We start from the raw sequence: 12,663 nt of genomic DNA on the forward strand, positions 1-12,663 counted from the left end.
GGGAATCCAGCGGCAGCCGGTAGCCCATGGGGGAGTCGCCCGGCACCAGGTACAGCCGCCCCGCGGTGCCGCGCGCGCGGGCCTGAGGCCGGACGCTGCTTAGGCGGGCTTCTTGCGCAACGCCTCGTACAGGAACAGCAGCACGATCGCGGCCACGATCGCGGCGACCCAGGTCATGGCGCGGCCGAGGCCGAAGCTGGAGGACGCCCAGCCGCCGATCACGGCGCCGGCGATCCCCAGCAGGAGGGTCATGATCCAGCCCATCGGGTCGGCGCCCGGCTTGAGCAGCCGCGCGAGCAGACCGATGACCAGACCGCCGAACACGTAGCCGAGCACCCCCTCGAACATCGCGACCCCCTTGCCGGACATGGATGGCGGATTGCCGCCGCCATCCTAGCAGCCGCCCGCCGGCGGTCGCGCTGCGCTGCAGCGTCAGCAGCAGCCGTGGGCGCCGTGGTGGTGGCCGCCGGCGACCGCGGCCACGCCGCTGGTCTCGCCGCGCAGGCTGGCGGCGTGGTGCGCGGCGATCACGCGCGCGACGCAGGCGGTCACGCCCTTGCCCATCGGGATGTGCAGGAACTCGTTCGGCCCGTGCGCGTTGGAGTGCGGGCCGAGCACGCCGGTGATCATGAACTGCGCGCCGGGGAACTTCTCGCCGAGCATGCCCATGAACGGGATGGTGCCGCCTTCGCCCATGTACATCGCCGGCTTGCCGAACACCTCCTGGCTGGCCTGTTCGATCGCCTGCTCCAGCCATGGGCTGAGCGCCGGCGCGTTCCAGCCGGTGCTGGCCTTCTCCAGCTGCAGGCTGACCTGCGCGCCGTACGGCGGGTTCTTCAGCAGCACCTCCTGCAGCAGCTCGCCGGCGCGCTTGCCGTCCAGAGTCGGGGGCAGGCGCAGGCTGAGCTTGAGCGCGGTGTAGGGGCGCAGCACGTTGCCGGCGGACTCCAGCGGCGGAATGCCGCCGGCACCGGTGATCGACAGTGCCGGCCGCCAGGTGCGGTTGAGCACCAGCTCGGCGAGGTCGTCGTCCATCGGTCGCATCCCCGGCAGGAACGGGAACTTGTCGTACACCGCGCTGCCCAGCACCTGCGCGACCTTCTTCGCCTGCGCGCGGCGCTCGGCGGGGATCTCGACGTGCAGGCCCTCCACCAGGATGCGGCCGGTGCGGGCGTCCTCCAGCCGGCCGAGCAGCTCGCGCAGGATGCGGAAGCTGGACGGCACGATCCCGGAGGCATCGCCGGAGTGCACGCCTTCCTCCAGCACCTTGACCGTGAGGTTGCCGCCGGCCAGCCCGCGCAGCGAGGTGGTGCACCACAGCTGCTCGTAGTTGCCGCAGCCGGAGTCCAGGCACACCACCAGCGAGGGCTTGCCGATCCGCGCCGCCAGGTGGTCGACGTAGGCGGGCAAGTCGTAGCTGCCGGATTCCTCGCAGGCCTCGATCAGCACCACGCAGCGTGCGTGCGGCAGGCCCTGCGCCTGCAGCGCCAGGATCGCCGCCAGCGAGCCGTACAGCGCGTAGCCGTCGTCGGCGCCGCCGCGGCCGTACAGGCGCTCGCCCTCCAGCACCGGCGTCCACGGCCCCTTGTCGGCGTCCCAGCCGGTCATCTCCGGCTGCTTGTCGAGGTGTCCGTAGAGCAGCACGCAGTCGTCGTCGCGGCCGCCGTTGGCGGCCGGGATGTCGATGAAGATCAGCGGCGTGCGGCCTTGCAGGCGCACCACCTCGACCTGCATGCCGGGCAACGGCTGCGCGCGCGCCCAGCCCTCCAGCAGCGCCACCGCGCGGTCCATGTGGCCGTTCGCCTGCCAGTCGGCATCGAACATGGGCGACTTGTTCGGGATGCGGATGTACTCGACCAGCTGCGGCACGATCTGCGCGTCCCACAGCGCATCCACGAACTGCTTGAGCCGGTGCGCGTCCATGACGGAGTCCTTGGGCGGTGAGCTCGCATTCTACCGCCGCCCGCTCAGGGAACCCTGACCGCCGCCTGCGGCGAGGCCGCAGGCCGCGCCGCGCCGCAGGCCGATCCCGCCGCGCTGCCGGGGCGGCGACCCTGTACCTGCCGCGCGGATCCATCGCCGGCACCGCCCACGCCATCCACGACACCACACGACGGAGACCACCACCATGCACGCCCTCAAGACCCTCGGCACCTCGCTGCTGCTCGCGCTGGCCCTGGCCGGCAGCGCCATCGCCGGCGAGACCGTCAACATCAACACCGCGGACGCGGCCACGATCGACCGCGTGCTGCTCAACGTCGGCCCGGCCAAGGCCCAGGCCATCGTGGACTACCGCAAGGCCAACGGCGCCTTCCGCAGCGTCGAGCAGCTGGCCCTGGTCAAGGGCATCGGCCTGAAGACGGTGGAGAAGAACCGCGACCGCATCGTGCTCGGCGGCGCGCGTCCCGGGGCCGCAGCCCCCGCCGCGGCCGCGGCGGCCCGCAAGCCGGCGGCGCCGGCCGTCGTGGCCCGCCGCTGAGCGGAACCGCGCCTCCGCCGCGGGCGCGGGCAGGCCCTGCCGGTGGCGGAGGCGGGCGCACGGTCGCAGGCCGTGCGTGCGCTCAGCGCAGGGCCAGCCCGAGCACGGCCAGCAGCACCAGCGTGGACAGCCCCATCACGCTCAGCAGCAGATCGCGCGGACGCCGTCCGCGCGCCCACATCCAGATCCCGGACACGCCGAGCGCGACCATCGCCAGCGCGAAGCTGTCGGCCAGCAGGATCCACGCCGGTCCGCCGCCCACGGCCTTGTGCAGCCGGTTGAGCGCGGCGAGCGGGGAATGGGTGGTGCGCACCAGCTGTGCCTGCGTGCGGCCGGGCTCGTACTCGAGCACCCACGACTGGCGCGCGCTGCCGCCGGAGAGCCGCCAGGCCGGTGGTTCGCTGCCGGGGCGGCTGTCCGGGCCGGGGCCACCGCGCCGGATCAGGCTGGCCTCCAGGCCGTGCTGCGCCCGCAGCCACAGCGAGAGCTGCTCCGGGCTGGCGCGCGCGGCCGGTGGGACCGGCAGTTCCATGCGTGCACCCTGGCGGCTGTCGCCCTGCGGCCAGGCGCCCTCGCCGAAGCGGTGGTTCATCACCAGCCCGGTCAGGCCGTACAGGATCGCGGCCAGCGCGCCCCAGGCCCCGAGCCACAGGTGCAACTGGCGGATCGCGCGGTGCAGCCGCGCGCGCGGGCGCGCGGCCGGAAGCGAGGTTGCGTGCATCGCCTGCGCCCTCCGCTCAGAACCGCAGGTTCACGCCGAGCCACGCGTTGCGCGGCGCGCCGGGGCTGATGTTCTGGTTGCTGTGCGCGCTGGCGAAGTAGCGGCGATCGCCCAGGTTCTCGATGTTCAGCTGCAGGCGCAGCGTCGGCGAGAGCGTCCAGAACACCGCGGCATCCACCCGGGTGAAGCCGGGCAGCTGCACCAGGTCGTCGGCAGTGGCGAACACCGCGCCGCGGTAAACCACGCCGAGGCCCACACCCCAGCGATCATTGAAGTCGTAGCGGTTCCACAGCGAGGCCGAATGGGTCGGCACCATGGCCACCCGGTTGCCGGCACGCACGCTGGCCGACTGGGTGCTGGCGATGCGCGCCTTCTGCCAGGCATAGCCGCCCATCAGCTGCCAGTGCGCATTCACCCGCCCGGCCAGGCCCAGTTCCATGCCGTCCGCGGTCTGCCCGTCGACCAGGAGCAACCGGGTCGGGTCGGCCGGATCGGTGATGGCCACGTTGTTGCGGGTCAGGCGGTACAGTGCCCAGCTAGCCTGCAGGTCCGGGGCCAGGTCCCATTTCAGGCCGAGCTCGCGGTTGCGGAAGCGTTCCGGCTTCAGGCTGGCGTTGCTTGCAGTCAACGACGCCAACTGCTCGCCGGCGCGCGGCAGGAAGCTGTCGCTGTAGCTGGCGTACAGCGAGAGCGCCTCGACCGGCTTGTAGACCAGCCCGGCGCGCGGCGCGAACACGCGGTCGCGGGTGCGCAGCACGCCGCCGGTGCGGTTGTTGCGCAGTTCCATCCGGAAGTCGTCGTGGCGCACGCCGAGGATCGCCTGCCAGTGCGGCCCGAACGCGATCTGGTCCTGCACGTACACCGCGGCGCTGCGCGCGATGCCGTGGTTGTCGGCATCGGTCGCGCTGGGGCGGAAGTCCGGCACCACCGTGGTCGTGGGGTCGGCCAGCGGCACCAGCAGGCTGGTTGCGTTGCCGAAGTAGCCGGTCAGGCGGCGGTTGTCCGTCACCTGGCGCCCGAACTCGGCGCCGGCCAGCAGGGTGTGGCGCACGCCGCCGGTCTCCAGCGTCCACACCGCATCGGTCTGGTTGAACAGGTTGCGGCGGCGGGTCGCGTTGCTGTAGGCGCCGAGGCTGACCAGGCCGGTCGCCGGCGCGTAGCCGGTCGGGAACACGTTCTGGTAGAACTTGTCGTAGTCGGCCCAGCGCAGATGGTTGCGCAGCTCAAGGCCGTTGCGCGTAGTGTGGCTGAGCACCGCGTCGAAGGCATCCACGGTCGCCTCCACCGGGCTGGCCTGCGGATTGCCGACGAAGGTCGCGCGCGGGATGTCCAGCGGCCGCCCAAACGCGGAGGGCACCCCGCGGTCCGCGGTGCGCTCGTCCTGGAAGCGCTCGTAGCCCAGTTGCAGGCGGGTGGCCTCGCCCAGCGCCAGGCCCAGGGTCGGGTTCACCCCGTGGCGTTTGAGCCGCACGTCGTGGCGGAAGCTGCCGGAATCCTCGGCCATCGCGTTCAGCCGCAGCCCTGAGCCGGCCTCGCCGATCCCAGTGCCCAGATCCACGCTCGCGCGCCGGCGTCCCCAACTGCCCCACAGCAGCGACAGCGCGCGGTGGTCCTCGCCGTCGGCCTGGCGGGTGATCCGGTTGATCACGCCGCCGCTGCCGCCGCGCCCGAACACCATGGCATTGGGGCCCTTGAGCGCCTCCACCCGCTCGACGTTGTAGAGGTCGCGGATGTACTGCACGTCGTCGCGCATGCCGTCCACGAAGAAGTCGGCGGTGGTCGCGATCCCGCGCAGCACTGGGGCGTCGCGGTTGCCTTCGCCCTGCGCGGTGCCGACCCCGGGCAGGTAGCGGAAGGTGTCGGCCAGCCCGGTCATCGCCTGGTCCTCGATCAGCTTGTCGGTGACCACGGTGATCGCCTGCGGCACGTCGCGCAGCGGCGTGTCGGTGCGGGTCGCGCTGCGGGTGCGGCGCACGCTGTATTCGGGCAGGTAGCGCTGGCCGAGCACCTGCACGCGGTCGAGGTCGGTGGGAGCCGCCGCGTCGGCGCTGGGTTCGGCAGCGACGGGTTCGGCGGCAGCGGCGGGGCGGGGCAGGAAGGCGGTGGGCAGCAGCGCGGCGATCAGCAGCGCCAGGCGGGTGGGGTGCATGGCATCCGTCTGTTGTTGTGGTTGGTTCGCCAATGCTAATGCGAACAATTCGCATTCGTCAATGCTCGTGAAGTGTGCGCGCATCCACACTTGATCGCGCGCAAGGCCGGCCTGCGCGGCGCGGCCTAGAGTGCGCACCCCACCCTGCAGCGAGCACCCCGCCATGAATCCCGGCACCCTCCTCTACGACCACGACGGCCACCGCTGCGTCGCCTTCAGCGGCCTGGTCCGCGGCGACGACGGCATCCAGGCCAACCAGTTCCTGATCCAGGACGAGGGCGAGGCGGCCATCCTCGACCCCGGCGGCGCGCTGCTCTACAACCCGCTGGTGCTAGCGCTGGCCGGCTATATGCGCCCGCACGAGATGCGTTGGGTGCTGTGCACCCACCAGGACCCGGACATCATCGGCTCGGTCGACAAGTGGATGCTCTACAGCCAGGCCACGGTCGTCAGCTCGCGCCTGTGGGGCCGCTTCATCCCACACGTGGTGCCCGGCTACATGAAGAATGCTGGTGCCGACCGCTACCTGCTGCTGCCGGACGCGGGCGGGCCGATCCCGCTCGGGCGCGGGCAGCTGCATGCGGTGCCCGGGCACTTCATGCACTCGGTCGGCAACTTCGGCTTCTACGACCCGGTGAGCGGCATCCTGTTCTCCGGCGACATCGGGGCGTCGATGGTGGCGAGCGACCATCCCTACACGTTCGTCACCGACTTCGCCGCGCACCGGCCGCGGATGGAGGGCTTCCACCGCCGCTACATGGCCAGCAACCGGGTGCTGCGGCTGTGGGTGGCGATGGTGCGCCAGATCGCGCCGCGGATGATCGTGCCGCAGCACGGCCTGCCGCTGAAGGACGCGGCGATCCCGGCCTTCCTCGATTGGCTGGAGCAACTGCAGTGCGGGATCGACCTGATGGGGCCGGCCGACTACCGCTGGCCGCCGGCGTAAGCCGCGTTCAGGCGCGCGGCAGGCCGACGTACACCGCGCCGTCCTGCAGCCGCGCCGGGAACCGCCGCACCGGGGCGTAGGCCGGCGCGCGCAGCGGGCGGCCGTCGCGCACGTCGAAGCGCGCGCCGTGCAGCACGCATTCGATGCTGGCGCTGGCTGGATCGAACGTGCCGTCTGAGAGCGGGAAGTCCTCGTGGCTGCAGCGGTCCTCGAGTGCATACGGCTGGCCGTCGAGGTTGACCAGCAGCAGCGCGAGGTCGCCGAGCCAGACGCTGCGCTGCTCGCCGGGCAAAAGCTCGGCGCTGCTGCAGGCGCGCTGCCAGTCGAGGGCGTCGCCGTCGGTCACAGCGGTTTCTCCAGCACTTCGAAGCGCAAATCCGGCCGCCGCGGCAGCCCGAAGCGCGGGTCCCCGTAGGGGAAGGGCTTGTGCACGCCGGTGCGGCGGTAGCCGCGCCGCTGGTACCAGGCGATCAGCTCCTCGCGCAGGTCGATCACCGTCATCCGCATCGCCGGCAGCCGCCATTCCTCGCGCGCGATGCGCTCGCACTCGGCCAGCACGCGCGCGCCGATGCCGCCGCGCTGGTAGCGCGGATCGACCGCGAACATGCCGAAGTAGCCGATGCCGCCGTCGTCGGCCACGTGCGCGCAGGCCACCAGCGTGCCGTCACGCTCGGCGAGCAGCACGCGGCTGCGCGGGCGCGCGAGATCCGCGCGCAGCACCTCGGGCGCGATCCTGGGGCCGTCCAGCAGATCGGCCTCGGTGGTCCAGCCGGCGCGGCTGGCCTCGCCGCGATAGGCGCGGGTGACCAGCGCGACGATCGCCTCGACGTCGGCCTCGCCGGCGGCGCGGAAGTGCAGGCCGGCAGTCATGCCAGCAGTGCCTTCGCCTTGCGCAGGGCCGCGACCAGCGCCTCGATCTCGGCGTGGGTGTTGTAGAACGCGAACGAGGCGCGGCAGGTCGCGCCGACCCCGAGCGACTGCAGCAGCGGGTGCGCACAGTGCTGGCCGGAGCGCACCGCCACGCCCTCGAGGTCGAGCAGGGTGGCGACGTCGTGCGCATGGGTGCCGTCGATCACGAAGCTCACGATCGCGGCCTTGCCGGGGGCCTGGCCGAACACCCGCAGGCCGTCGATCCGGGCCAGCTCCTCGCTGGCATGCGCCAGCAGCTCGTGTTCGCGCGCGGCGATCCGCGCCATGCCCACCCGGCCGAGGTAGTCGGCCGCGGCGCCGAGCCCGACCTGGCCGGCGATGTTGGGGGTGCCGGCCTCGAAGCGGTGCGGCGGCGCGGCGAAGCGGCTGCCCTCGAAGCGCACCTCCTCGATCATCTCGCCGCCGCCGAGGAAGGGCGGCATTGCCTGCCAATGCTCGCGCCGCGCCCACAGCCCGCCGGTGCCGGTCGGGCCGCACAGCTTGTGCCCGGTGAAGGCGTAGAAGTCGCAGCCCAGCGCAGCCACGTCGACCGGCATGTGCGGCACCGCCTGCGAGCCGTCGACCACGGTCGTGATCCCGCGCTCGCGCGCGTGCCGGCAGATCTCGGCGACCGGGTTGACGGTGCCCAGCACGTTGCTCACGTGGGCAAGGCCCAGCAGCTTCACCTCCGGTGTCATCGCGCGGTACAGGGCCGCAAGGTCGAGGCTGCCGTCCGGCAACAGCTCGGCGACCCGGATCGTCGCGCCGGTGCGCTGGGCCACCAGCTGCCAGGGCACGATGTTGGCGTGGTGCTCCATCCGCGTGAGCAGGATGGCATCGCCCGGGCGCAGCCGCGGCAGCGCCCACGAGTAGGCGACCAGGTTGAGCGCGAAGGTGGTGCCGCTGCACAGCACCAGGTCCTGCGCCTGCACGCCGAGGAAGCCGGCCAGCGCGCGGCGCGCGCCCTCGTAGGCCTCGGTGGCCTCGCTGCCGAGCGCATGCACGGCGCGGCTGACGTTGGCGTTGTGGCGGCGGTAGAAGTCGTCCACCGCGTCGATCACCGCGCGCGGCTTCTGCGCGGTGTTGGCGGAGTCCAGGTAGACCAGCGGGCGGCCGTTGACCTCGCGCTGCAGCAGCGGGAAGTCGGCGCGGACCTGGGCCCAGTCGAAGGCGGGTGCGGCGTTGTCGCTCATGCGGAGAGCCTCGCCAGCGCGGCGTCGAGCAGCTCCTCCAGGCGCGTGCGCTGCGCCGGCGGTTCCAGCCCGGCCAGCAGTTCGCGGCAGAACGCGGCGGTCAGCAGGCGGCGCGCCTGCGCCTGGTCGATGCCGCGCGAGCGCAGGTAGAACAGCGCGGTCGGGTCGAGCTGGCCGACGGTGGCGCCGTGCGCGGCCTGCACCTCGTCGGCGTGGATCTCCAGCACCGGCTGGGTGTCGATCTCGGCCTGCGCGGACAGCAGCAGGTTCTTGTTGGCGAGCGCCGCGCGGGTGCCGTCGGCGCCGGCGCGGATCAGGATGCCGCCGTGGAACACCGCGCGCGCCTGCCCGGCGGCGATCCCGCGCCAGCCGAGGTCGGCCTGGGTGTCGCGCGCGATGTGGTCGATCCCGAGCCGGGTCTCGACGTGGCGGCGGCCGTGCGCGAGCAGCACGCCGTCGGCCTGCAGGGCCGCGTGCTGGCCCTCCAGGCGCACGTTGAGCTCGTGGCGGGCGAGGCCGCCGCCGAGTTCGAGGTCGAGCCGGCGGTAGTGGGCCTCGCGCGCGAGCACCGCGTCGGTGCGCAGGAACAGGGTGGCCGCGGGCGCCTCGTCCTGGCTGCGCAGGTGCAGCAGGCGCGCGCCGGCGGCCAGGTGCACGTGCGCCAGCAGGTTGGCCAGGTGCGCGTGCGCGCCGTCGGCGAGCTGGTGTTCGACCAGGGTCAGCCGCGCGCCGCGCCGCAGTTCGATGAAGTGGCGCAGGTGCCAGGCTGCGTCGTGCGCGAGCGCGGCGCCGACCTGCACCAGGTGCAGCGGGGCGTCCACCTGCACGCCGTCGTCCACGCGCAGCCGCATGCCCTCGCGCGCGAGCGCGGCGTTCAGGCGCGCGAACGGCTCGTCCGCGCGGTCGTAGCGGCGCAGCAGGAAGTCGGTGTCGCGCGGGCGCGCATGCCGCAGCGCGTGCGAAACCGGCACGTACTCGACCCCGGCCGGCAGCCCGGACAGGTCGCTCAGCGTGGCGTCGAACTGGCCGTTGACGAACACCAGCCGCGGCGCCGGGATCGCGGCCAGCCGCGCCGGATCCACCGCGGCGGCGGTCGCCGGCGTGAACCGGCGGCGCTCCAGCGCGCGCAGCGGGGTATAGCGCCAGGCCTCGCTGCGCGGGCCGGGCAGGCCGTCGCGCAGCAGCGCCTCCAGCACCGCGCGGCGCGCGGCATCGCCGTCGAAGCCGGCGGCGAGGGAGTCCAGCAGCGCGCTCATCGGGCGTCCGCAGCCGCGGGCGCGGTGCGCTCGGCGAGCCAGGCGTAGCCGCGGTGCTCCAGCGCCTGCGCCAGCTCCGGGCCGCCGGATTCGACGATGCGGCCGTCGGCCAGCACGTGCACCACGTCCGGGCGGATGTAGTCGAGCAGGCGCTGGTAGTGGGTGATCACCAGGAACGCGCGGTCGGGCGCGCGCAGGGCGTTGACGCCGTCGGCGACCGCGCGCAGGGCATCGATGTCGAGCCCGGAGTCGGTCTCGTCGAGGATCGCCAACTTCGGCTCCAGCAGCGCGAGCTGGAAGATCTCGTTGCGCTTCTTCTCGCCGCCGGAGAAGCCCTCGTTGACCCCGCGGTGCAGCAGCTCGTCCTTCAGGTGCAGCACGGCGAGCTTCTCGCGCACCAGGCGAAGGAATTGCATCGAATCCAGTTCCGGTTCGCCGCGGGCCTTGCGTTGGGCGTTGAGCGCCGCACGCAGGAAGTAGGTGTTGTTCACCCCGGGGATCTCCACCGGGTACTGGAAGGCCAGGAACACCCCGGCGGCGGCGCGTTCCTCCGGCTCCAGCGCGAGCAGGTCCTGGCCGTCGAACCGCACGCGGCCGGCGGTGACCTCGTAGCCCTCGCGGCCGGCCAGCACGTTGCCGAGGGTGGACTTGCCGGCGCCGTTCGGCCCCATGATGGCGTGCACCTCGCCGGGCTTCACCTCGAGCGTGAGTCCCTTGAGGATCTCCTTGCCGGCGACGCTGGCGTGGAGGTTGTCGATCTTAAGCATGGGATTCTCCAGAGCCGGTTCGGTCGACTCCTTGCAGATGTTCGAGGTCGGCCAGGTCCTGCAGGCGGCCCACCGCTTGCTTGTTCTTGCGCAGGTCGTCGAGCCCGATCACGGCGACCTGCATGCCATCCAGCGGGACGACGACCCGGCGCGGGTAGCAGGCGTCGAAGTCGATGCCATCGGCGAAGTTGATCAGCTCGATGGCATTCGGTTCCTTGCCCAGCACCAGCATCGAGCGTGGCTTGCAGAACGCGGCGGGCGGTACATGGAGGTCCGTGAACCCGAACATGCGCAGGGCCGCGATCAGGCGCTCGGCGTTCGCTTCGGTGGCGCGGAACCAGACGTCCAGGTCCTTGGTGTAGCGGACGTAGCCGTGGACGCCCAGCGCGATTCCGCCCACCAGCATGTATTCCACACCATGGGCCTGGAGCGCGGCCAGGAAGTCCTTCCAGTCCCGATCCAGCGCGCCGTCATCGCGGGAGGTCATGGCGCAACCTCCATTCGAGGGCGACAGGCGGGTTCCCGCCCTTGAACAGGGCATTGCCCTCGCGGTGCAGCGCCAGCACGGCCTGCAGGCGTTCGCACGGGCTCTGCGAGCGCCAGTGGTCGGTGGCACCCGCACGCGGCGCGTCGGGATCCACGAAGCGCAGGCGGCGCTCGGGCGTCGCGCTCATCCCACCGCCCCTTCCAGCGACACGTCTAGCAGTTTCTTGGCTTCCACCGCGAACTCCATCGGCAGTTCGCGGAACACCGACTTGCAGAAGCCGTCCACGATCAGCGACACCGCGTCCTCCTCGCCGATGCCGCGGCTGCGGCAGTAGAACAGCTGGTCGTCGCTGATCTTGGAGGTGGTGGCCTCGTGTTCGACGGTGGCGGTGGGGTGCTTGACTTCGATGTAGGGGAAGGTATGCGCGCCGCAGTGCTTGCCGATCAGCAGCGAGTCGCACTGGGTGTGGTTGCGCGCGCCCTCGGCGGAGGCGGCCACCTTGACCAGGCCGCGGTAGGTGTTCTGGCCGTGGCCGGCGCTGATGCCCTTGCTCACGATCTTGCTCTTGGTGCGCTTGCCGACGTGGATCATCTTGGTGCCGGTGTCGGCCTGCTGGCGGTGGTGGGTGAGCGCCACGCTGTGGAACTCGCCCACGCTGTCGTCGCCCAGCAGCACGCAGGAGGGGTACTTCCAGGTGATCGCGCTGCCGGTCTCCACCTGCGTCCAGGTCACCTTGCTGCGCGCGCCGCGGCATTCGGCGCGCTTGGTGACGAAGTTGTAGATGCCGCCGACGCCGTTCTCGTCGCCCGGGTACCAGTTCTGCACCGTGCTGTACTTGATCTCCGCGTCGTCCAGCGCCACCAGCTCGACCACCGCCGCGTGCAGCTGGTTCTCGTCGCGCATCGGCGCGGTGCAGCCCTCGAGGTAGGAGACGTAGCTGCCTTCCTCGGCGATGATCAGGGTGCGCTCGAACTGGCCGGTGTGGCCGGCATTGATGCGGAAGTAGGTGGACAGCTCCATCGGGCAGCGCACGCCCTTCGGGATGAACACGAAGCTGCCGTCGGAGAACACCGCCGAGTTGAGCGCGGCGAAGTAGTTGTCGGCCACTGGCACCACGGTGCCGAGGTAGCGGCGCACCAGCTCGGGGTGTTCGCGGATGGCCTCGCTCATCGAGCAGAAGATGATCCCACGCTCGGCCAGCTCCTTGCGGAAGGTGGTGCCCACGCTGACCGAATCGAACACCGCGTCCACCGCCACCCCGGCCAGGCGTGCGCGCTCGTGCAGCGGCACGCCCAGCTTGTCGTAGGTGTCCAGCAGTTCCTGCGGCACCTCGTCCAGCGACTGGTACTTGGCCTTCGGCGCGCTGTAGTAGCTCAGCGCCTGCAGGTCGATCGGGCCGATCTGCAGCTTGGCCCAGTCCGGCTGGCGCATGGTGAGGAAGCGGCGGTAGGCGGCCAGCCGCCACTGCGTCATCCACTCCGGTTCGTCCTTCTTCGCGGACAGGGCGCGGATGATGTCCTCGCTCAGGCCGGGTGGCAGGGAATCAGATTCAATCTCGGTGACGAAGCCGGCCTCGTACTTGCGGGCCAGACGCTCGTAGATCGGGGCGTTGGCGGCGTTCGACATGGCGCGCGTCCTTGTATCTTTCAGCCCGCGGACCGGCTCGGGCAGCCCGAGCGGCCTCTGGGCCAGTGAATGAAGCCCGCGACTGAGCACTGGGTGCCTGTGCCGGACCGTCCTTTCTTGCAGCCCGAAC

Annotated in this window: 14 protein-coding genes; 2 read left to right on the forward strand and 12 right to left on the reverse strand. The window is 71.8% G+C overall.

The features are described from left to right. Positions 1–99 precede the first annotated feature (99 nt). A complete protein-coding gene (locus tag ML340_RS11830) occupies positions 100–369 on the reverse strand; it encodes a GlsB/YeaQ/YmgE family stress response membrane protein (RefSeq protein ID WP_240099901.1) in 270 nt (89 codons plus the stop codon). Positions 370–432: 63 nt separating this feature from the next. Beyond that, entirely contained in the window at positions 433–1,923 is a 1,491-nt protein-coding gene (locus ML340_RS11835; RefSeq protein ID WP_240099903.1) for a M20 family metallopeptidase, read from the reverse strand. A 205-nt stretch (positions 1,924–2,128) separates the two neighbouring features. Between ML340_RS11835 and ML340_RS11840 the strand changes: the two genes are divergently transcribed. Beyond that, positions 2,129–2,479 (forward strand): ComEA family DNA-binding protein, encoded by a 351-nt coding sequence (locus ML340_RS11840; RefSeq protein WP_240099905.1) that lies wholly within the window; start codon positions 2,129–2,131, stop codon positions 2,477–2,479. Between the two features lie 82 nt (positions 2,480–2,561). On the opposite strand, the gene ML340_RS11845 is transcribed toward ML340_RS11840, so the two are convergent. Beyond that, positions 2,562–3,200 (reverse strand): PepSY-associated TM helix domain-containing protein, encoded by a 639-nt coding sequence (locus tag ML340_RS11845; protein WP_240099907.1) that lies wholly within the window; start codon positions 3,198–3,200, stop codon positions 2,562–2,564. 16 nt (positions 3,201–3,216) lie between these two features. Continuing rightward, a complete protein-coding gene (locus ML340_RS11850) occupies positions 3,217–5,349 on the reverse strand; it encodes a TonB-dependent receptor (protein ID WP_240099909.1) in 2,133 nt (710 codons plus the stop codon). A gap of 163 nt (positions 5,350–5,512) precedes the next feature. Here ML340_RS11850 and ML340_RS11855 point away from each other — a divergent pair, with 163 nt between their 5' ends. Next, positions 5,513–6,295 carry an oxygen-binding di-iron domain-containing protein gene (locus ML340_RS11855; RefSeq protein ID WP_240099911.1) on the forward strand — a complete coding sequence of 261 codons (783 nt, stop codon included), beginning with the start codon at positions 5,513–5,515 and terminating at the stop codon, positions 6,293–6,295. Positions 6,296–6,302: 7 nt separating this feature from the next. Here ML340_RS11855 and ML340_RS11860 read toward each other — a convergent pair whose 3' ends face one another. Genes ML340_RS11860 through sufB form a run of 8 tightly spaced genes read right to left on the reverse strand, consistent with a single transcriptional unit; the run spans position 6,303 to position 12,533 of the window. Continuing rightward, entirely contained in the window at positions 6,303–6,641 is a 339-nt protein-coding gene (locus tag ML340_RS11860; protein ID WP_240099913.1) for a Rieske (2Fe-2S) protein, read from the reverse strand. Next, positions 6,638–7,165, reverse strand: coding sequence for a GNAT family N-acetyltransferase (locus ML340_RS11865; RefSeq protein ID WP_240099915.1), 528 nt, complete (start codon positions 7,163–7,165; stop codon positions 6,638–6,640). Before ML340_RS11865 ends, ML340_RS11860 begins: the two co-directional genes overlap by 4 nt. Then, a complete protein-coding gene (locus tag ML340_RS11870; protein WP_240099917.1) occupies positions 7,162–8,397 on the reverse strand; it encodes a cysteine desulfurase in 1,236 nt (411 codons plus the stop codon). Before ML340_RS11870 ends, ML340_RS11865 begins: the two co-directional genes overlap by 4 nt. Then, the gene (gene sufD, locus ML340_RS11875) at positions 8,394–9,653 is read right to left on the reverse strand and encodes a Fe-S cluster assembly protein SufD (protein ID WP_240099919.1); all 1,260 of its coding nucleotides are present in this window, start codon (positions 9,651–9,653) and stop codon (positions 8,394–8,396) included. The genes ML340_RS11870 and sufD overlap by 4 nt, the downstream gene beginning before the upstream one ends. Next, a complete protein-coding gene (gene sufC, locus ML340_RS11880; protein WP_240099921.1) occupies positions 9,650–10,420 on the reverse strand; it encodes a Fe-S cluster assembly ATPase SufC in 771 nt (256 codons plus the stop codon). The genes sufD and sufC overlap by 4 nt, the downstream gene beginning before the upstream one ends. After that, the gene (locus tag ML340_RS11885) at positions 10,413–10,907 is read right to left on the reverse strand and encodes a hypothetical protein (RefSeq protein WP_240099922.1); all 495 of its coding nucleotides are present in this window, start codon (positions 10,905–10,907) and stop codon (positions 10,413–10,415) included. The genes sufC and ML340_RS11885 overlap by 8 nt, the downstream gene beginning before the upstream one ends. Continuing rightward, on the reverse strand, positions 10,891–11,094 hold the full coding sequence (locus ML340_RS11890) for a hypothetical protein (protein WP_240099924.1): 204 nt from the start codon (positions 11,092–11,094) through the stop codon (positions 10,891–10,893). The genes ML340_RS11885 and ML340_RS11890 overlap by 17 nt, the downstream gene beginning before the upstream one ends. Then, positions 11,091–12,533 carry a Fe-S cluster assembly protein SufB gene (gene sufB / locus ML340_RS11895; protein ID WP_240099926.1) on the reverse strand — a complete coding sequence of 481 codons (1,443 nt, stop codon included), beginning with the start codon at positions 12,531–12,533 and terminating at the stop codon, positions 11,091–11,093. Before sufB ends, ML340_RS11890 begins: the two co-directional genes overlap by 4 nt. Between the last annotated feature and the right edge of the window lie 130 nt (positions 12,534–12,663).

Source organism: Thermomonas flagellata (assembly GCF_022419185.1).
Classification (GTDB): Bacteria; Pseudomonadota; Gammaproteobacteria; order Xanthomonadales; family Xanthomonadaceae; genus Thermomonas; species Thermomonas flagellata.

Coding starts and splice junctions, on each gene's coding strand:
- sufD (WP_240099919.1), bottom strand. CDS start 9,653: ATGAGCGCGCTGCTGGACTCCCTCGCCGCCGGCTTCGACGGCGATGCC.
- ML340_RS11865 (WP_240099915.1), bottom strand. CDS start 7,165: ATGACTGCCGGCCTGCACTTCCGCGCCGCCGGCGAGGCCGACGTCGAG.
- sufB (WP_240099926.1), bottom strand. CDS start 12,533: ATGTCGAACGCCGCCAACGCCCCGATCTACGAGCGTCTGGCCCGCAAG.
- ML340_RS11890 (WP_240099924.1), bottom strand. CDS start 11,094: ATGAGCGCGACGCCCGAGCGCCGCCTGCGCTTCGTGGATCCCGACGCG.
- ML340_RS11855 (WP_240099911.1), top strand. CDS start 5,513: ATGAATCCCGGCACCCTCCTCTACGACCACGACGGCCACCGCTGCGTC.
- ML340_RS11870 (WP_240099917.1), bottom strand. CDS start 8,397: ATGAGCGACAACGCCGCACCCGCCTTCGACTGGGCCCAGGTCCGCGCC.
- ML340_RS11835 (WP_240099903.1), bottom strand. CDS start 1,923: ATGGACGCGCACCGGCTCAAGCAGTTCGTGGATGCGCTGTGGGACGCG.
- ML340_RS11830 (WP_240099901.1), bottom strand. CDS start 369: ATGTCCGGCAAGGGGGTCGCGATGTTCGAGGGGGTGCTCGGCTACGTG.
- ML340_RS11850 (WP_240099909.1), bottom strand. CDS start 5,349: ATGCACCCCACCCGCCTGGCGCTGCTGATCGCCGCGCTGCTGCCCACC.
- ML340_RS11840 (WP_240099905.1), top strand. CDS start 2,129: ATGCACGCCCTCAAGACCCTCGGCACCTCGCTGCTGCTCGCGCTGGCC.
- ML340_RS11845 (WP_240099907.1), bottom strand. CDS start 3,200: ATGCACGCAACCTCGCTTCCGGCCGCGCGCCCGCGCGCGCGGCTGCAC.
- ML340_RS11885 (WP_240099922.1), bottom strand. CDS start 10,907: ATGACCTCCCGCGATGACGGCGCGCTGGATCGGGACTGGAAGGACTTC.
- sufC (WP_240099921.1), bottom strand. CDS start 10,420: ATGCTTAAGATCGACAACCTCCACGCCAGCGTCGCCGGCAAGGAGATC.